The organism is Achromobacter sp. NPDC008082 (assembly GCF_042957345.1).
Classification (GTDB): domain Bacteria; phylum Pseudomonadota; class Gammaproteobacteria; order Burkholderiales; family Burkholderiaceae_B; genus Achromobacter; species Achromobacter kerstersii_A.
Genome location: NZ_JBIBIB010000003.1, coordinates 362,528 through 380,120 on the forward strand (window position 1 = coordinate 362,528; position 17,593 = coordinate 380,120).

At 61.9% G+C, this 17,593-nt stretch carries 17 protein-coding genes; 10 read left to right on the forward strand and 7 right to left on the reverse strand.

Translation table 11 applies throughout. From position 1 onward, the window contains the following. Positions 1–20: 20 nt before the first annotated feature. The 5 genes from ACFZAI_RS13880 (at position 21) to ACFZAI_RS13900 (ending at position 4,742) form a co-directional block, all read left to right on the forward strand. Positions 21–1,187, forward strand: a complete 1,167-nt coding sequence (locus tag ACFZAI_RS13880; RefSeq protein ID WP_391567401.1) for a CoA transferase — start codon at positions 21–23, stop codon at positions 1,185–1,187. Further along, positions 1,184–2,413: a CaiB/BaiF CoA transferase family protein gene (locus tag ACFZAI_RS13885; protein WP_391567402.1), complete on the forward strand. Its 1,230-nt coding sequence runs from the start codon at positions 1,184–1,186 to the stop codon at positions 2,411–2,413. Before ACFZAI_RS13880 ends, ACFZAI_RS13885 begins: the two co-directional genes overlap by 4 nt. Before the next feature lie 43 nt (positions 2,414–2,456). After that, positions 2,457–3,038 carry a cysteine hydrolase gene (locus ACFZAI_RS13890; protein WP_391567403.1) on the forward strand — a complete coding sequence of 194 codons (582 nt, stop codon included), beginning with the start codon at positions 2,457–2,459 and terminating at the stop codon, positions 3,036–3,038. A 7-nt stretch (positions 3,039–3,045) separates the two neighbouring features. Beyond that, positions 3,046–3,987 carry an HpcH/HpaI aldolase/citrate lyase family protein gene (locus tag ACFZAI_RS13895; RefSeq protein WP_391567404.1) on the forward strand — a complete coding sequence of 314 codons (942 nt, stop codon included), beginning with the start codon at positions 3,046–3,048 and terminating at the stop codon, positions 3,985–3,987. 107 nt (positions 3,988–4,094) lie between these two features. Continuing rightward, a complete protein-coding gene (locus ACFZAI_RS13900; protein ID WP_054425367.1) occupies positions 4,095–4,742 on the forward strand; it encodes a GntR family transcriptional regulator in 648 nt (215 codons plus the stop codon). Positions 4,743–4,772: 30 nt separating this feature from the next. Here ACFZAI_RS13900 and ACFZAI_RS13905 read toward each other — a convergent pair whose 3' ends face one another. The 4 genes from ACFZAI_RS13905 to ACFZAI_RS13920 form a co-directional block, all read right to left on the reverse strand. Then, on the reverse strand, positions 4,773–5,447 hold the full coding sequence (locus ACFZAI_RS13905) for a DUF6708 domain-containing protein (RefSeq protein WP_391567405.1): 675 nt from the start codon (positions 5,445–5,447) through the stop codon (positions 4,773–4,775). A gap of 174 nt (positions 5,448–5,621) precedes the next feature. Further along, positions 5,622–6,845, reverse strand: a complete 1,224-nt coding sequence (locus ACFZAI_RS13910; RefSeq protein WP_391567406.1) for a hypothetical protein — start codon at positions 6,843–6,845, stop codon at positions 5,622–5,624. Beyond that, on the reverse strand, positions 6,835–8,796 hold the full coding sequence (locus ACFZAI_RS13915) for a T6SS effector BTH_I2691 family protein (protein WP_391567407.1): 1,962 nt from the start codon (positions 8,794–8,796) through the stop codon (positions 6,835–6,837). Before ACFZAI_RS13915 ends, ACFZAI_RS13910 begins: the two co-directional genes overlap by 11 nt. Positions 8,797–8,799: 3 nt before the next feature. Then, the gene (locus ACFZAI_RS13920) at positions 8,800–9,738 is read right to left on the reverse strand and encodes a hypothetical protein (RefSeq protein WP_391567408.1); all 939 of its coding nucleotides are present in this window, start codon (positions 9,736–9,738) and stop codon (positions 8,800–8,802) included. A 389-nt stretch (positions 9,739–10,127) separates the two neighbouring features. On the opposite strand from ACFZAI_RS13920, the gene ACFZAI_RS13925 reads away from it, so the two are divergent. After that, the gene (locus ACFZAI_RS13925) at positions 10,128–10,910 is read left to right on the forward strand and encodes a hypothetical protein (protein WP_391567409.1); all 783 of its coding nucleotides are present in this window, start codon (positions 10,128–10,130) and stop codon (positions 10,908–10,910) included. Between the two features lie 138 nt (positions 10,911–11,048). Next, positions 11,049–11,768, forward strand: coding sequence for a hypothetical protein (locus ACFZAI_RS13930; protein WP_391567410.1), 720 nt, complete (start codon positions 11,049–11,051; stop codon positions 11,766–11,768). A gap of 41 nt (positions 11,769–11,809) precedes the next feature. Here the strand turns inward: ACFZAI_RS13930 and ACFZAI_RS13935 are convergent, their stop codons facing one another. Further along, positions 11,810–12,232, reverse strand: a complete 423-nt coding sequence (locus tag ACFZAI_RS13935; RefSeq protein ID WP_391567411.1) for a hypothetical protein — start codon at positions 12,230–12,232, stop codon at positions 11,810–11,812. 162 nt (positions 12,233–12,394) lie between these two features. On the opposite strand from ACFZAI_RS13935, the gene ACFZAI_RS13940 reads away from it, so the two are divergent. Beyond that, complete coding sequence (locus tag ACFZAI_RS13940) at positions 12,395–14,308, forward strand: B12-binding domain-containing radical SAM protein (protein ID WP_391567412.1); 1,914 nt, start codon at positions 12,395–12,397, stop codon at positions 14,306–14,308. 192 nt (positions 14,309–14,500) lie between these two features. Next, entirely contained in the window at positions 14,501–14,884 is a 384-nt protein-coding gene (locus tag ACFZAI_RS13945) for a hypothetical protein (protein ID WP_391567413.1), read from the forward strand. Between the two features lie 115 nt (positions 14,885–14,999). On the opposite strand, the gene ACFZAI_RS13950 is transcribed toward ACFZAI_RS13945, so the two are convergent. Both ACFZAI_RS13950 and ACFZAI_RS13955 read right to left on the reverse strand, forming a co-directional pair. Next, positions 15,000–15,440 carry a hypothetical protein gene (locus ACFZAI_RS13950; protein WP_391567414.1) on the reverse strand — a complete coding sequence of 147 codons (441 nt, stop codon included), beginning with the start codon at positions 15,438–15,440 and terminating at the stop codon, positions 15,000–15,002. 33 nt (positions 15,441–15,473) lie between these two features. Beyond that, on the reverse strand, positions 15,474–16,091 hold the full coding sequence (locus tag ACFZAI_RS13955) for an isochorismatase family cysteine hydrolase (protein WP_391567415.1): 618 nt from the start codon (positions 16,089–16,091) through the stop codon (positions 15,474–15,476). A gap of 263 nt (positions 16,092–16,354) precedes the next feature. Here ACFZAI_RS13955 and ACFZAI_RS13960 point away from each other — a divergent pair, with 263 nt between their 5' ends. After that, the gene (locus tag ACFZAI_RS13960) at positions 16,355–17,500 is read left to right on the forward strand and encodes an alpha-hydroxy acid oxidase (protein ID WP_391567416.1); all 1,146 of its coding nucleotides are present in this window, start codon (positions 16,355–16,357) and stop codon (positions 17,498–17,500) included. Positions 17,501–17,593 lie beyond the last annotated feature (93 nt).

A 17,593-nucleotide genomic window follows, 5' to 3' on the forward strand; every position in this document is an offset into this window, starting at 1 on the left:
AACCTTGCGAGACAGCCCCTATGCAGTCCAACGATACGCAACAAACCGCCATGCTGCCCTTGTCCGGCTGCCGTGTGCTGGAGCGCTCGAACACGGTCGCGGCCGCTTATGCCGGACGAATGCTGGCCGTCATGGGCGCGCAGGTCGTCATGCTGGAGCCGCCTGGCGGCTCACGGCTGCGGCGCGCGCCGCCGTTGATTGGCGATAGCGATGAGAGCGCGCTGTTCGCCTATCTGGCGGTGGGCAAGCGCAGCCTGGAAGCTGACCTGACCACGCCCGCGGGCCGCGACGTGTTGGCGCGCGAGCTGTCGGCCGCAGACATCCTGATCGACGACACCCCCGTGCGCCAGCGCGAGGCGCAGGGCTTGTCGCCCGCGCAGATCGCCCGCGACTGGCCGGCGCTGGTCCACGTCAGCGTGTTGCCTTTCGGGGCGACAGGTCCCAAAGCGGATTGGGATGGCGAAGAGGTCAACCTGCTGCACGCGGGCGGTGAAGGGTTCCTGCTGCCCAACGGCTTGTCGCACGAGCTGTTCCCTGACCGCCCGCCCTTGAAAATCTATGGCCACTTCGGCGGCTACCAAGGCGGCGCGATGGCCGCGCTTTGCGCGCTGTCCGCCTGGTGGGCCGCCCCATCTGGGGGCGGGCAATACGTGGATGTGTCGGTGCAAGACGCCGTGCTGTCGGTCGGCGCATTCGCCCTGCAACGCCTGGGCGATGGGTCGCTGGAACACCGCAGCAGCCGCCGCTTCCGTTACGGCGGCGTGTTCGAGGCGCAAGACGGCTTTATTGAATTGCTGACGCTGGAAGACCGCCAGTGGCGGTCGCTGGTAGACCTGCTGGGCCAACCGGCCTGGGCGGCCGACCCGGGCTTGCGCGACCCCCTTGAACGCAGCCGCCGGGGCGATGAAATCAACGGCCACATTCGTGAGTGGATGGCGCGCCACACGGTTGAAGACATCGTGCGGCGCGCGCAGGAACTGGGCGTGCCGGCCGCCAAATACCGCTTGCCCGCCGAAGTGGTTCAAGGTGAACAAGAGCGCGCACGCGGCCTCTTCGCACCCGCCGTGCTGGCCAGTGGCCGCGACGCCCAGATTCTTGTCGCGCCGTTTCAGTTTCGCTGTACCCCATTGCCGCGCGCGGGCGCCGTGCCCGCCTTGAACGAGATGGCACAGGAGGCCACCGCATGAGCCAGGCTCTGGCACGTTCCCCGCAGACCGATCCCCTGCGTGCGCCGCTTGCCGGCGTGCGCATCGCGGACTTCACCATTCATGCCGCAGGGCCGTTCTGCACTCATCTGCTGTCCCAACTTGGCGCCGAGTGCATCAAGATTGAAAGCGCCACGCGGCCCGACGCGTTTCGTAAACCGCATGCGGTGTATGGCCGCATGTCGGCCGCCACGTTTGATCAGGTGTCGGCCAACAAGCTGTCGGTGCGCCTGAACCTGAAACAGCCTGAGGCCGTGGCGTTGGCCAAGCGCATCGTTGCGCTGTCAGAAGTGGCCGCCGAGAGCTTCCGCCCCGGCGTCATGGCGCGGCTGGGCTTGAGCTTCGATGCGCTGCGCGAAGCCAAGCCAGACCTTGTCCTGCTGTCCTTGTCATCCTGCGGCCAGAGCGGCCCCGACTCCCACTTCGCCGGCTACGCGCCGCTCTTTGGCGCATGGGGCGGGCTGGGCTGGATGAGCGGATACAGCGACGGCCCCCCCGTTGAAATGCGGCACGTCATGGACCACGCCGCGGGCGTGCACGCGGCGCTTGCCACCTTGGCCGCATTGAACCAGCGCCGCCGCACGGGCCAGGCGCAGCACGTCGACCTGGCGGCGCGCGAAGTGGCGTCCGCCATGATCGGCGACGCGCTGGTGCTGGCCAGCCTGGGCATCACACCCGAACGCCCGGGCAACGCCGACCTGGCCATGGCGCCGCACGGCGTCTATCCCACGGCGCAACCCGACCGGTGGCTGACCTTGGCCGTGCGCGACGACACCGAATGGCGCGCGCTGGCGCACACCTTGGGGCAGGGCGACGGCGGTGAACGCTATGCCACGGCAGCCCTGCGCCGCGAGCACCGCGCCGAACTGGACCAAGCCTTGACCCAATGGTTGCAGACGTGCGACGCCGAAGCCACGGCGCAGCGCTTGCAACAGGCGGGGGTGTGCGCGCACGTGTCCTGGACGATGCAGGACGTCGCCTCGGACCCGCATCTGCAAGCGCGCGGCGCAGTCACGCCGGTGCAAGCGCCCGACATTGCGCCGCGGCTAGCCGTTGGCGCGCCTGCGCGTTTCAGCGGGTCGGATCAAGTGGGTATCCGGCGCTTGACGCCCGCCTTGGGCCAGGACGAGGATTATGTGTTCGGGCAACTACTGGGCCTGAGCACCGCGCAACGCGCCGACCTCGAAGCCCGCGAAGTGATCTTGTGAGCGCAATCAGACATCCCAACCCCATCACGCAAAGGAATCCCTGATGAAAGACGCGATCTATCTGGTGCTGGACATGGAAAATGATCTGGTCCACGCCGACGGCCCCAACGGCCGCGCCGCCTACGGCGAACAAGTGCGCAGCCGCGGCATCCTTGAACACACACGGCGCGCGCTGGACAAGGCCCGCGCCGCTGGCCTGCACATCGGTTTCGTGCGCGTGGGCTTTTCTCCCGACTACCGCGAATGCCCGCCCAGTTCCCCGATTTTCTCGGGCGCACGCAAGAACGGCATCTTCAAACTGGGCGAGTGGGGCACGCAGACGCATCCCGATCTGGGGCAGCAGCCGGGCGACTTCGACATCATCAAACACCGCGTCAGCCCCTTCTACAGCACCAGCCTGGAAGCCATCCTGCGCGCCAACGGCATCAAGCGCATCTATTGCTCGGGCATTTCGACCAACGCCGTCGTGCAAGCCACCGTGCGCGAGGGCCACGACCGCGACTACGACATGATCGTGCTGGAAGACTGCTGCTGCGGCCTGTCCACCGAAGAGCACGACATCGCGATCAAGAGCCTGCAACGCTTTTGCCGCATCACCAATTCCCAAGACGTCGTTTTCGAATGAGCCGCCCATGAATCCGCTTGCCCGTAGCCTGTTGTTCGTTCCCGGAGACCGCCCAGACCGCTACGCCCGCGCCGTAGCCAGCGGCGCGCACGCGGTGATCCTGGACCTGGAAGACGCCGTCGCGCCGGCCGCCAAAGCGCAGGCGAGGGCGGAGGTCGTGGCCTGGCTGGCCCAGGGCGGCCAAGGCATCGTCCGCATCAATGCCGCCGACACCGAGTGGTATCACGAGGACGTGCAAGCGTTGCAAGGGTTGGAAGGGGGGGAAGGGTTGCCAGGGTCGGAGGGGCAAGGGCTGCATGGACGGCCAGGGCAGCAAGGGCCAGGGCGGCAAGTACCAGGGCAGCAAGGACAAGCGCAGCAAGGACAAGCGCAGCAAGGGGCGCCCGGCGCGGGCGTCATGCTGCCTAAGGCCGACGCGGCGACTGTGGCGCAAACCGTGCAAGCCTTGCCCGGCCGCCCCATCATCACCTTGCTGGAAACCGTGCGCGGCTACATGGACCTGCACAAGATGGCGCGTCTGCCGGGCGTCGCGCGCATCGCCTTTGGCAGCGTGGACTTCGCGGTCGACAGCGGCATCGCCGACGAAGGCGACGCCATGACCGCTATCCGCACCGAGATCGTGCTGGCCTGCCGTCACGCCGGTTTGGCCGCGCCCATCGATGGCGTCAGCCTGGAATTCAACGACCCGGAACAAATGCAGGCCGACGCCCGCCGCGCGCGCCAACTGGGATTCGGCGGCAAGCTTTGCATCCACCCCCGTCAGGTTGCCGCCGTCAACGCCGCCTTTCAGCCCACCCCCAGCGAGCAAGACTGGGCGCGCCGCGTGCTGGCCGCCTTTGACGCCAGCCACGGCGCGGCCACCGCACTGGACGGCAAAATGATCGACAAGCCGGTCGTCGAACGCGCCCGCCGCATCGCCGCCGAATCCCGGGGTGCGGCCATGGCTTAGCGGTTAGAATCAGGCCCACAGGGGCTTCGCGGCCTGTAATCAGGGTTAGCCCCAGGGGGTTTAACCCAAGGTTTAACCGGCAAGTCCGGGCCAATCAGGCTTAATAAATGGAATACCGAACGAAAGAGGAACAAGTCGCGGATTATTTGCGAGAGCGAATCATCTCGGGCGTGTTCCCGCGCGGCTCGCGCTTGAAGCAGGCAGAGATTGCCGAGCAACTGAAGCTAAGCATCACGCCCGTGCGCGAAGCGCTCAAGCTGCTGGAAGCCGAAGGCTACATCAGCGGCGACTCCTACCGCGGCGCGCGCGTCGTGCCATTCGACGCCGGCGCGTCGGCCGAAATATTGCAACTGCGCCTGCTCTTGGAATCGCAACTGGTCCGCGCCGCCATCGAACGCATCACCACCCAAGACATCACCGAATTGCGCGTGCTGGCCAACGACTTCGCCAAGTCCTTCGAAACCGGCGACCGCGCCACCGCACGCGGCATCAACTACCGCTTCCACCGCCAGCTCTACGACATCGCCCAACTGCCCCAAACTCTGCACTTCGTGCAGATCCTGTGGGCGCGCTATCCGTTTGACCTGATCAACTCGGCGTCGGGCCGCGGGCAGGACGCGGTAAGAGAGCATGAAGAGATCTTGCAGGCGTTCGCATCAGGCGACGCGTCCGCTGCGATGCTGGCGATGCGCAAACATATCGAGTCGGGGTGGACGGTGCTGAAGTCGTTGAGCGGGGCGGGGGAGTCTGACTAGGTGCTGTGCTTTGCTTTCTGAGTTTGGACGCTAGCCCGCACTGCGTGATTCAGCGTCCATTTCCGCTGGCCATTGCACCTTGGGTGCTAAACGAAGGGCCAGGTTAAGAGGCGGAACCTCGTTGGGATCATGAAGATCTTCGACAGGCGGCAAGGCTTGTGGGCCGAGTTGCATGTAGACGCGAACGTAGTCCCATGAACTGCCTTCGTCTTGCCCTACGCTTAACGGGAACCGGTCAATGACTTCGTTGGTGTCAGGTTTGACGACGGCGATGGAAACCCCCCATGTGATGAGCAGGCCGCCTTGCGCAGTGAAGCCGCGCTGGCGCCAAAGCTCGGCGCGCAAGTCGCCCCAGTTGTAGGTCTTGGTGGTGACGTACCAGCGTCCAAATGGGTTCCACCAGATGATGCGGAAGCTGTAGACGTATACCTTGCGACGAAGGCGGTTGAAGCGGATGGGTTCGTCGCGGGGGATGGCGGTGTCAATTCGTAGGCACAAGAGCGCGATTGCGGCAAAACTGCACGTGGGGGCCAACGCTCTTGCCGTCCTCACGAGACCTAAGCTCCACATTCTTTTCATAGTTGCCAGATCCGGCATCAAAAATAAAAAGAAGCCAACGCCGATCAGGAAGTACACGAACATTAAGCCGCGCATCTTTGCGGAGCGGCGAGAGATCTCCAAGTATGTATCATCGATGGCATTCAAGGTTGGTTGAACGTCCGCATGAATGTCTCTCTCAAACGCGGCGCTAGGCTCTGGTAAGTCGCGCTGCCATCCCGGAGAGGGCTTGCTCAGTGCTGGCCTTCTTCGTGTCATTTCGTGCCCCGGCTGCTGATTTCTCAGGTAATTACTTCGTCTACTGCCTTGATTGATGGACGCTTACCGAAGCTCTGTAAGGGTGGATTCTCCAAACACGTCTACATCATCCTTATTTGGCCAATATTTCGCGTGCACCGTCACAGCTTCAATGTCTGTTTCACAGAACTCGATAAGTAATGTTCCTGCTATCGCGGGCGCTGCAATCGAAGGTGTTCGTCTTGCGTACGCGTCAATTTGGTAACCATGGCCCGGCTCTCGCACTGACAATGTATTTAGCGCAGTGGCGTTATGTTGTTCTGCGACGGCGATATGTTCGCCCTTGTAGCTATGTAGGCTGACTGTCATGGTGTAAGCCGCCTTATCTGGATCCCATACCGGTAGTTCAACGTTGTAGGTCAACGCTTCGCCCCAGATGAAGCTAACCCCTGTAGTGTCGACCGCAGCCGGCTCTGGATTTCTTGAAAATGTGGCTTCAACCCTCAACCCCAGAATGGCAGCATTAAGTGCGCCAATCGCAACGTCTCTGTCGCGATTCGCAGAATTGGTCTTGGTGATTGCATCGGCTGTATTTGTATAAGCGGGTATTGACGGTATGGTTTTGGCGCTATTCCACCAAATTGGCGGTAATTCATCATGAAAGCCGAAATAGCAGCGTCGACACCATCGTTCTAATTCGGTGGATTGGAGCTTTTTGGCACTTTGTGATGCTGCGTAGGCAATAAGGCCAAACGCAAGGGCCACGCCCAAAGGGCCTAAAAGGGAATTTAGACCCAAGTAAGCTGCGCTGCCTCCAGCGGCACTCCCTAGGAATGCCAGTATCGCCGCCCATTCGTACCGTTCACTTGCGTTCAAGTCTCCAGCCCGCTTGCTTCGTTCCGCTGCGATGACGAACTGCACCGCATCTGCCGTGCCCGCCATCGCGCTCGTAACGCCTCCAAACCGTATAAATCCTTTCCCTAATTCCAGCGCGTTCAAGGTTCTGACTCCTCCTGCGCCTGCCTTGTTTGCTGCGTTCGCCAGCTCTCGAATTCCCACCCCCGTCAGCTCAACCCCCACCCCCAACACCCCAACCGCACTCGCCGCAACCCCCGCGACCGCCTCCGGGTACTTCGCTCCGATCGTCCGCTCCAGCTCCTTCACGCTGCGCTCCAGCCCGTCCTGCTGAAAAAACAGCGCGCCCATCGACAGCGCCAGATCCAAGCTGGCCAACCCTCGTAACCCCGCAAGCGCCTGATTGGCGCGCAGTTTTGCATCGACGGCGGTGGCGCGCAGCTCACCCGCCATCGCGCGCGCCTGCGGTTCCAAACTCTCTATGCCAACGACAATCCTGCGCCAGCCGCCAGCCGCCATCCACCGTGGCGCTTGCACCCGTCGCCATCGCCGCAAGCTTGTTCTTCAAGCCCTCAGCCGTATCCGCAATCCAGAACGACGCTTTGAATATCTGCTTCTGCGCCGGCCCAGGCAGCGCGATCATTCCGCTGAATATCATCGCGCGCACTTTCTTGCTCGCTGGTTGCGCGGCTTTGTCGAATGCTTCCCGCATCTGTTGAGTCAGCAGTTCCTGGTATTCACCCAGCGTCAGTTCAATCTCGACGCGGATCATCTGCATCTGGCTGCATAGCAGCAGGCTGGTTTGATGCAGAGCGGTCACGACCGGCCGGAGCTGCTCCTTTACCTGCGCGTCCAGGCCGAGGAATGCGTTGTTCAGCGCGCCTTGCAGTAGACCGATGGCTTCCAACACGGACGCGCGTAGGTATATCTCGCCCTCTAGGGAACCCAGCACGTCTTTCGCGGCCGCATAGAGCTTGCCGGAATCATTCGCCTGAAACCCTTGCGTGAAACTTGGCTTCAGCCCGGCAAGCAGGCTGTCGTTCTTGGCAAGCATGGCTTTGTATAGAACGCTGTCCGGGTTCTCCAGCAGGGCTTTCCATAGCTTCTGCGTGGGGCCTAGGGCGGTGGAATCGTTCGCCACGGGCGCCTCGCTCGGTCCGCCATCCAGGCAAGCCGCGACCATCTTCGTGAAGCTGGCAGCGGAATACGAATCCGCGGCCGAGTAGTCGTGTTCAGCAATGCGCTGCCAACTGTCAGACAACAGCCATTCGGCATAGCGCTTGCCGACCGTATCGATCAGGGCCTGACGACGTTGCCATTCCTTGTCGTGCTCCTGTTGAAACCGCAGGCGCAGCGGCTCGTCGTAGCGTTGTTCCAGACGCTCGTGGTATTCGGTGGTGATGCGTCGGGCGACGATCTCGGTTTCTCGCGCTATGTCCACGGGCGGCAAGTGTGTATGCGTACCCAGCACCGGGTGATCATTGTGCTGTTTGCGATATTCGATCTCTTTTTCTACCTCTTGCTGCGCTTGCCCCTGCGCCCAGGATTTCTCAAGCTCTTTGATTTGCAGCAGCGCGGCCGACGTGAACAACAAGTACTGGCGTTCGGCATTGCCGGCCCACGCCAGGCGATCTTGAATCAGAATCTGGCGTTGCTGATTCAGTTCCAGCACGGTGCCTACTGGATCGGGCAATACCAGAACGGGCACGCCTTGCGGCAGCGCGTGGGTGCGCGCGGCGTTGTCGACATAGTCATTCAGCGGCACGAGGCGGTGGGTGCGCTGGTGCAGCCCATGGCGGCTGCCAAAGTCGCGTGCGTCGTAGCGATACTCCCAGACCCGGTCCGTCAGAAAGCCATCCGCATACGTGAGCCCGTGGCCCAGCGTATTGGGCGTATCGCGCAACGCGGCCAGATCCACTTTCAAGAACCGCGACGACGGCGCGCGTTGCGACTTGTAGGCGTCCAGCACCGGCTCGGGCCAACGGTCGTGCGAGAACGCGATCCACGCTTCCTTGTGCTGCTTCGTATCAACGTGAATGAACGACGCGCGTATGTCGTGGCCTTCGGTGGTGCAGGCCTTGGACAGGGGCTTGGCCGGCCCCTTGGGCATACGATAGGGGTCGTATTGCCGCAGATGACCGTGCGCGTTGACCTGATAGGCGTGCCAGATTTCCTGATCGAGCAGCACATACACATAGCCTTCGCGCAGCATGCGATGCCGGTCTGCCTGGACGTCGATGTGATGGCGGTCACGATCGGGGTTGAAGTCGGCCGATGGAGGCAACGGCGATTGCCGCAGCAACAGCACGGGCATGCCGCCTCGCTCACAAGTGCGGCAAGCGCCCGCCGGCACCGAGGACGTTTCGTGCACGGCCAGCCTGATCTGATTGGCAAAGGAACCCATCGTTCAACTCCGCTCGCGAGCTAATGTTTTCAGGATGTAGTGCCATTCCCCGTCGCTCATGCGAGCAAGGGAGGCCTCTAGTGACGTCTTGCCGGATACGGCGTCGTGTATGCGCTGCTGAATGTGCGGGTGCGTTTCCAGGCGTGCGTGCACGGTCAGGTGCTGTAGCGCAAACGTCATGCGGTCCTGCGCGTTGCGTAGCCCAAGCGTGTGGCTACGCTGTAATAACGACAAGACCTTTGCCACGGCCTGGTTGGCGGGACCGCCCTCGTCGCGCAGCCTCGGTGCGAACCCGCGCGCCGCGCGAGGCATGGGCTGCGCCGCCAAGCGTTGCCACGCGGACAACACGCAGCTCACCAGCGGGGCAAGGTGTTGCGTGGCAATGTCCGAGGCGCTCAGCGGCGCGGCGGGTCTTGCGGCTTTGCCGCACAGTTGCAGCAAGCCGCCGCAGCTGGGCAATATCCATTGGCTGACGGGCCACAGCCAAGGCGGAACGCGGTCTTGCAGGCAAGTGGCCAGCAGTTCCAGACGCAAGGGCTCGAACAGCGGGATGAAGCGTTGCCCTTGCGCGTCGGGCACGACGCAGCGTTGGGCCAGATCGTGCGCCAGCTCGTCCAATGGCGACGGGCTGCTCAGCCAGCCACAGATCAAACGCTTCGCGCCAATGGGCTCCGCCAGCGCTGCGTCCACCGTCAGGCGGACAAGATCCTCGTCGAAGGGGTGTCCGGCGTCGGCGAGCGTGATCAGCTTGGGGCAGATTGACGGCGCGTAGGCCAGATCGGCGCGCAAGACGGTCTCGACGGCGTCGGAGGGAAACCGCTGCAACAAGGCGTCGGGGTGAATGGGTAGGTCGTCATCGCAATCCGCCAAGGGATCGATCAGCAGAAAGAAGTTCTGGTCCGCGAGTCGGGAACGGGTCAATAGCGCCGCGTACGGGGTCATCGTGGCGCCTGAACTTGCTGGATGCCGCAGCGGACTGAAGCGGGCTTGAACATGACGGATTCCTGGTTGCGGGAGCGGGCCGAAAGATCGGCGGCATCTCAAAAGACGCGCTATCCCGACTAATGCAAGATCCGTGCCATGCGTGGGGAAAGAAAAAATATCGTCGTTCTATCAATGGCTTAGCGCGCTTTGCATGCTTCACGACAACCAGTCGCAAGCGCAAACCCCATGAAAACCGCGTGTTTCAGGGAAGAATCGAGCCAGATTTGACCCGATAAAAAATTAGCGGTGCGATATCAACGACTTAGGGTGAGTCAAATTTGGCCCGGTCAGGTCAAATCTGGCCCGGCCTCGCTATACTGCCCCGCGACTTCACTTGATACCGGCTCATGCCCACATCGCCGCAATCCTCCGCATCCCCCATGGAAGGCTATTGGTTTGACCTTCCCGACGCGTCCGACACGTTGATCAGAAACGGCAATCACGTCAGGCTGCCGACCGCCGCGCCGCCGTGGATGGTGGTGGATCAAGCGATTGCGTCCATCACCATCGGCAGCCGCTGGCCCGGGCAACTGTGGCGGGTGCGCGTGCAGGAACTGGGTGACATGTCGGGGCTGGTGGCGCAGCCCGGCTACTGGCGCGCGGCGGCGATCGAGCTGCTTGAAGCCTTGCCGCTGTCGACGTTGTTCGGCGCGCATGGGGAGGCCGTGCTCACTATCCTGACGTGCATCAACGGTCTGACCCGCGCGCAAGCCGAAGCGCTGGCTCAAAATGTTGACCCGCATGCAGCGGCGGCCTACGGCCAGGCGTGGATACGATGGGCGCAAGCGGGCGGAGACACCCGGTCTGCCGACCCCGGCGAATGGCAAGGCACGCTAGCCGCGTCCCGTGGGCGAGACAAGGAGCGGTCGCCGATTCATTCCGGTTTTCTGCTGATTCATACGCAGCTTCGGCAACGCGCTAAAGCCATTGATGGCGACGATGCGTTCGTGTTGATAGAAGAGGACGGCGAAACAGAACAAGTGTTGTCGCCGCTGTGGCAACAAGCCTGCGACGCGTTGTTGTTCGCCGCCATGGCGCAGGGCGCGCCGCAGTATGTCTTGGCCGATGAGGCGCGGGCGTTGAATCGGGCTTGGGATGCGGCCCTCGGTTTGGCGACGCCGCCCGTTTAGCATTTTCATTTAGATTATCTGGCCACATGGCCCGCATTCAATCAGCGCCTTTTACCCATGTCTGAACACCACCAATTCATCTGCCCGCGCGATTTTCATTTGGCGCCCCCTGACTGGCCGGCACTTCAAGCGCGGCTCTTGGACGGCGGCTACCTGCTTGAGGCACGTGGCAAACAGGTGCCTTATCGTGCGTTGTCGAACCTGGGCTTTGGTCTAGCCCGATTCGATGAAGGCACGTACCAGCATCTTCACACCATCGACACACCAAGCGATTTGCTTGCGCAATATGTAGATGCGGGCGCTTTGCCTGACGGCCTCTCGGCCGGGCGCGACGCATCCCTTGACGAGGTAAGGGCGTTGCTCGCCAGCCATGGGATTACGCCTGATCCGCTCTATGACGATCACGAAGACAGTGACTGGCATAGCCCTCAATATTGCCTAGGCCCGGCCGCCCGGCCTTACCTGAGCGACCATGTGCGCGCCGGCTATGACGCGGACCCGCGAGAGGTTGCGCTGATGTTGCTGGCGTATGACACCGAAAATCCGGTTGTGGCGGTGGGCGAAAATCTTTCCGAACCCAGCCTGCCAGGGGTTGACGAACCGTTAGCGTCCTTGCCGCCGTTTGAGTCGCATGTGGATTTCATCGGTGCGGCGTTTGATAATCCGGGCGCGCAGTGGCATTGCCCCGAGAATGGCCTGGATTATCGAATTCTGGAGTTGGATTGGCATTACACCTTGGCGATGGGCTTTCGCCTGTTACGAGCCGAAGGGCTGGACCGGGAAAGCGCTGAAGGGCTGGCGGCGCTGATTGCGGAATTGACCGGGCAGCCTATGGTGTGCAGCCATCGGCATTTGTAATGCCGGCAGTTCGACTACCAGCCCTATGATCCGGCTTGGGCTTATTCATCTTCGCGCCAAGGCTTGCGTCGTCGCGATTTTGGTTTAGGCACAACGCCAAGACGCGGGTCACGCAACTGCGCAAGTGCCACGAGCCTTTGCGCAATGGCTTCAAATGTTTCATCGGTCTGTGGCAAATACAGCCACTTTCCGAGCTCCGGGTGCGGTACCAACGCAGGCATGTCGGCGATTAACGCCGCCTGACGATCGTGTGACGTGCACACCATCACGCCATTCCACGGCGCTTCGCGGTCGGCCACCACCAGATACAGCGAACCATCCAGATAGGCCGCTTCACACCCGAACATCTTGCGACGCGTATAGCCGGGGTCGCGTTCCAAGGGTTCAAGAATCCATAGCAGCGAGTTCAGGCGGGCAGGGCGCTGCTTGTTGGGCGGAGCGAAAGGATCGTGGTGATTGCGCATGGTCTGACAAGGGATCGGTCTGCGCCAATTATGATGGAAGCCCGGTCTGCAAGACGAGAATCCGGGCCTGCACGCCGCCCGGGCAGGGCCTGCCGCCACACTGCCTATAATTCCCCCATATTTCCCCCAATCTCCGCTTTGACGGCAACCCTGCCGTGCCTCATGTCCACTTCGCCCCTACGCGTGCTGTCGGTCATCCCGCCGATGACGCAGCTGAATACGCCTTACCCGTCCACCGCTTATCTGACGGGCTTCTTGCGCTCTCGCGAGGTGACGTCCTTTCAGGAGGATCTGGCGCTGGCGCTGGTGCTGCGTCTGCTGTCTGCCGATGGCCTGCGCGCCGTGGCGGACAAAATCGCCACGCTGCCGCTTGAAAAGCACACCCCCGCCATCCAGGCCTTCGTGGCGATGGAGTCGCGGTATTTGTCCACCATCGGACCCGCCATCGCCTTCCTGCAAGGCCGAGATTCCACGCTGGCGCATCGCATCGTCGGCCGCCACTTCCTGCCCGAAGGTCCGCGTTTCAGCTCGCTGGACGTCTATATGGACGAAGACGGCGGCGACCCCTTGGGGTGGGCGTTCGGCGCGTTGGGCTTGCATGACCGCGCCAAGCATCTGGCCACGCTGTACCTGAATGACCTGGCCGATGTGCTGCGCGACGCGATCGACTCGCGCTTCGAGTTCGTTCGCTACGCGGAATCGTTGGCGGGCAGCCAGCCCACGTTCGACCCCTTGGCCGCGTCTCTTGCCGCGCCGCTGAACCTGATCGACGAGACGCTGCGCGAGCTGACGATGGACGCGCTGGCGCGCCACACGCCCACCATGGTGCTGCTGTCGGTGCCGTTTCCGGGCGCTGTCTATGCCGCGTTTCGCATCGCCCAGGCCATCAAGGCGCACGACCCCAGCATCGTCACCGTGCTGGGCGGCGGCTTCGTCAACACCGAGCTGCGCGAACTGAAAGACCCGCGGGTCTTCGACTACTTTGACTTCGTTACGCTGGACGCCGGCGAACGCCCCTTGCTGGCCCTGCTGGATCACGTGCAAGGCAAGCGCTCGCGCCAGCGCCTGGTGCGCACCTTCCTGCGCGACAAGGACACGGGCTTGGTCCAGTACGTCAACCTGGTCGAACCCGACGTCGCCTTCGCGGAAGTGGGCACGCCCACCTGGGACGGCCTGCCGCTGGACCGCTACCTGTCGCTGCTGGACATGCTGAACCCCATGCACCGCCTTTGGAGCGACGGCCGCTGGAACAAGCTCACCGTCGCCCACGGTTGCTATTGGAAGAAGTGCAGCTTCTGCGACGTCAGCCTGGACTACATCGGCCGCTACGAAGGCGCATCGGCGACCGTGCTGGCCGACCGCATCGAAGCCATCGTGCGCGAGACCGGGCAAACCGGATTCCACTTTGTGGACGAAGCCGCGCCGCCCAAATCGTTGAAGGCGCTGGCAACAGAGTTGATCGACCGCAACGCAGGCATTTCCTGGTGGGGCAACATCCGCTTTGAGAAAACCTTCACGCCGGAACTGTGCGAGCTGCTGGCCGACAGCGGCTGCATTGCGGTATCGGGCGGCCTGGAAGTGGCGTCAGACCGCCTGCTGAGCCTGATGAAAAAAGGCGTGTCGGTGGATCAGGTGGCCCGCGTCACGCGCGCCTTCACCGACGCCGGCATTCTGGTGCATGCGTATCTGATGTACGGCTTTCCCACCCAGACTGTCCAAGACACCGTTGACGCGCTGGAGTACGTGCGGCAACTGTTCGAAAACGGCTGTATTCAAAGCGGGTTCTTTCACCGCTTTGCCTGTACGGTGCATTCCCCGGTGGGCAAGAACCCCGAGGAATACGGCGTGACCTTGCAGCCGCTGCCGGACGTGACGTTCGCCAAGAACGACATCGGCTTTCATGACCCGACGGGCGTGGACCACGACGCGCTGGGCCGCGCGCTGAAGAAGGCCATCTACAACTACATGCACGGCATCGGGCTGGAAGAAGACGTGCGGACGTGGTTCCCGTTCAAGGTGCCAAAGACGACGGTATCCAGAAACCGGATCAGCCGGGCGTTGAGCCAGCAGGGGTAGAAGGCGGAAAAAATGCAGTCTAAAAAATGCAGTCTGACTGCAATTCAATAAGTAATGCAGTCAGACTGCAATTTCGGTGCTTGGTGTCACGGTGCTTGGTGTCAGACTGCATTTTCAGTAGTGTTAATTGCAGTCTGAGTCCCTGGATACGTGTTCACCGTCCGACTGCGCGGGCAGTCATAAGGTAGCTTGATGATAAAAAATACTGCGTTCCTGGCACTGTTGGCCGCGCTCCTGACGGGATGCGGCCCAAACAAAATCATTGTGGATCTGCCTTCGCCCCAGGGCCAATACCACGTTGAAGTCCGCAAATGCCCTCAGCCGGGCTCTATGTCATCGGCCGAGCAAACCCAGGTTTCAATCCTGAAGTCTGGCATTTCAGAAAACTGCCAGTCTGCGGTGAATGCGTTGGCGCAGTTCCAGTCGTATTCGCCCGACGAGCAATTGCAACTGGAATGGCTCTCGGAGGCGGAGCTGCGGGCTTGGCATCCCGGATTTGATCCGAAGTCCGGGCCGGCATCGGCTTCGTACAAGGCGGATAACCCGGTCAAGGTGATATTTGCGCCGGCGAAGTGATCCGGGTGTCAGACGGCAATGCCGGCAGTGCTGATTGCAGTCTGACTGCAATTTGTGCTGGTTGCAGTCTGACTGCAATTTGCGCCGGCCTGCCCGTTAGCCAGATCCAATCGCGTCAAATCCCGCTGGCGTCGTGCTCGACGATTCCGCTGAAACTGCATGCGGCCCCGTGATAGTACGAGCACCCCGACACCTCTTCGATCTTCAATTTGTACTTGTCGAGGAAAGTCAGCTTGATCTCGCAGTACGCTTGATTCTGCGCGGATTCTGGTGACTTGGGGTCGTAGCCTTCGTTCTTGATCCTCATCGTGGCGCGCTTGTCTTTGATGACCGCTTCGCCCTCGACGCTGCCTGCGCATCCCGGCCGCTTGTCATTGATGGGGACGACCGTGGACAGCTTCACCGAATAGCGGTCTCCGTCTTTGCGGACTAGATCCGCGGACAAGGCCATCGCCTGATTATTCGAGTAATGCCCTTGATACGAGCCCTGATATTGGGCCAGGGCAGGAAATGCCGTGACCGCGATAGACACGCCTAGCAGTAAAGATCGAAACATCGGCCACCTCGTTTTCATGGTTGCGCCGCAATGTCATTGCGGAGGTTCGTGGATGGATGTTGCCGGAGGACCCCCGCGCTTTGCCAGCAACGCCAGCGCGTCAGCAAGCGACAGCACGGTGCTGCGCGACGCAAACGCCGTCGCAAACAGGTGCTCGTGCACAATCGAATCCGGGTCGTAGCAGCAGTCTTTGACGGTAAACAATCGATAGTCCGAATCGCTTGCATGCGCGATTGACGACAGCATGACGCCGGTGGAAGCAATGCCCACCATCAGCAGCGTATCGATGCCTTGCGCCGACAGCCGCAGTTCCAGGTCCGTACCAAAAAACACGCTAGCGCGATGGGCGATGATGATCGGCTCGTCGGGCTGCCGTCCCAATTCCGGCGAGATCTGATCGTCGATGAATAATCCCAGTTGTTTGATGCCTTGCCCGTTCTTATTTAACGGACTGACTTCGGGATAGCCCGGGCTGAACCGAATCTGCACGAAATAAACCTTGATCCCTTGACGCCGTGCCGCATCGCAAAGCGTGCGCGTATTCGCCAGCAAGGTGGGCGCGACAGAGGGGAACAGGTTGATGATGTCGGTCTGATAATGCATGACCAGCAACGCGCTGCGGGCGGGATCAAGGGTGGAGGCCGAGCTCATTTTCTCCGGCTCCTCATGTGAGTCAGCCTAACCGCGCCACACCGTTTCGATATTGTTGACATCAACATCCTAGTTGGGAATCAGACTGCATTTTTTTAGCACGAGCCGATGGAAATATTGCAGTCAGACTGCATAAAAAGTGTCAGACTGCATCTTTTCTCGGGGAAGGGCAGGCATTCGCCCTTTGGCCATTGCGCTGGGTCATTCAGCCACCCGGCGATCAATATGCAGTGTGTACGTATGACGTTGATAAAGGTCTTCCGATGCGTCTGAACCAGTGCCAGAATTTCCACGACTTTCGCCGCATGGCGCGCGAGCGCCTGCCTGGCCCCATCTTCAACTACATCGACGGCGCCGCCGACGATGAAACCACCTACCGCCGCAATACCGACGCCTTCGAGTCCTGCGACCTGGTGCCCGACGTGCTGCGCGGCGTCGAAAACGTGGATATGTCGGTCACCGTCATGGGTCAGAAATTAGCGCTGCCCGTGTACTGCTCGCCCACGGCCTTGCAGCGCCTGTTTCACCACGACGGCGAACGCGCCGTGGCTGCCGCCGCCGGCAAGTTCGGCACGATGTTTGGCGTGTCGTCGCTAGGCACCGTCAGCCTGGAAGAAGCCCGCCAGATCAGCGGCGGCCCCCAGGTTTATCAGTTCTATTTCCACAAAGACCGCGGCCTGAACCGCGAAATGATGGCCCGCGCCAAGACGGCCGGCGTCCAGGTCATGATGTTGACCGTCGACAGCATCACCGGCGGCAACCGCGAGCGCGACAAACGCACCGGCTTCGCCATCCCGTTCAGGCTGAATCTGGCCGGCATCGCCCAATTCGCTGCGAAACCCGCCTGGGCCATCAACTACCTGACGCATGAACGCTTCCGGCTGCCGCAACTGGACACCCACGTCGACATGGGCGGCGGCGCCATGTCTATTAGCCGCTACTTCACCGAGATGCTCGACCCCGCCATGACCTGGGACGACGTCGCCGCGATGGTGCAGGAATGGGGCGGCCAGTTCTGCCTGAAGGGCATCATGTCAGTCGACGACGCCAAGCGCGCGGTCGATATCGGCTGCACCGGCATCGTGCTGTCCAACCACGGCGGCCGGCAACTGGATGGGTCGCGCAGTGCGTTTGATCAGCTGGCGGAAATTGTTGATGCAGTCGGCGACCGCATCGACGTGATGATGGACGGCGGCGTACAACGCGGCACGCATGTGCTGAAGGCCCTGGCGTTGGGCGCGAAAGCGGTGGGGTTAGGGCGGTATTACCTGTTTCCGCTGGCAGCCGCGGGGCGGCCGGGGGTGGAACGGGCGTTGGAGCAGATGCGGGTGGAAATCGAGCGGGCGATGAAGTTGATGGGGTGTAGGACGGTGGGGGAGTTGCGGCGGCGGCAGTTAAGGTTTCGGTGAGGCGGCGGCGGGGATCTGTCCGGCTTAATGAAATTGCAGTCTGACAGCTCCCCCTCGGTACGAAATTGCAGTCTGACACCGGGCCATCAAGGG

Excerpts from the sequence above, each read along its gene's own strand:
- ACFZAI_RS13880 (WP_391567401.1), top strand. The coding sequence starts at position 21 with ATGCAGTCCAACGATACGCAACAAACCGCCATGCTGCCCTTGTCCGGC.
- ACFZAI_RS13885 (WP_391567402.1), top strand. The coding sequence starts at position 1,184 with ATGAGCCAGGCTCTGGCACGTTCCCCGCAGACCGATCCCCTGCGTGCG.
- ACFZAI_RS13890 (WP_391567403.1), top strand. The coding sequence starts at position 2,457 with ATGAAAGACGCGATCTATCTGGTGCTGGACATGGAAAATGATCTGGTC.
- ACFZAI_RS13895 (WP_391567404.1), top strand. The coding sequence starts at position 3,046 with ATGAATCCGCTTGCCCGTAGCCTGTTGTTCGTTCCCGGAGACCGCCCA.
- ACFZAI_RS13900 (WP_054425367.1), top strand. The coding sequence starts at position 4,095 with ATGGAATACCGAACGAAAGAGGAACAAGTCGCGGATTATTTGCGAGAG.
- ACFZAI_RS13910 (WP_391567406.1), bottom strand. The coding sequence starts at position 6,845 with ATGGCGGGTGAGCTGCGCGCCACCGCCGTCGATGCAAAACTGCGCGCC.
- ACFZAI_RS13915 (WP_391567407.1), bottom strand. The coding sequence starts at position 8,796 with ATGGGTTCCTTTGCCAATCAGATCAGGCTGGCCGTGCACGAAACGTCC.
- ACFZAI_RS13920 (WP_391567408.1), bottom strand. The coding sequence starts at position 9,738 with ATGACCCCGTACGCGGCGCTATTGACCCGTTCCCGACTCGCGGACCAG.
- ACFZAI_RS13925 (WP_391567409.1), top strand. The coding sequence starts at position 10,128 with ATGCCCACATCGCCGCAATCCTCCGCATCCCCCATGGAAGGCTATTGG.
- ACFZAI_RS13935 (WP_391567411.1), bottom strand. The coding sequence starts at position 12,232 with ATGCGCAATCACCACGATCCTTTCGCTCCGCCCAACAAGCAGCGCCCT.
- ACFZAI_RS13940 (WP_391567412.1), top strand. The coding sequence starts at position 12,395 with ATGTCCACTTCGCCCCTACGCGTGCTGTCGGTCATCCCGCCGATGACG.
- ACFZAI_RS13945 (WP_391567413.1), top strand. The coding sequence starts at position 14,501 with ATGATAAAAAATACTGCGTTCCTGGCACTGTTGGCCGCGCTCCTGACG.
- ACFZAI_RS13950 (WP_391567414.1), bottom strand. The coding sequence starts at position 15,440 with ATGTTTCGATCTTTACTGCTAGGCGTGTCTATCGCGGTCACGGCATTT.
- ACFZAI_RS13955 (WP_391567415.1), bottom strand. The coding sequence starts at position 16,091 with ATGAGCTCGGCCTCCACCCTTGATCCCGCCCGCAGCGCGTTGCTGGTC.
- ACFZAI_RS13960 (WP_391567416.1), top strand. The coding sequence starts at position 16,355 with ATGCGTCTGAACCAGTGCCAGAATTTCCACGACTTTCGCCGCATGGCG.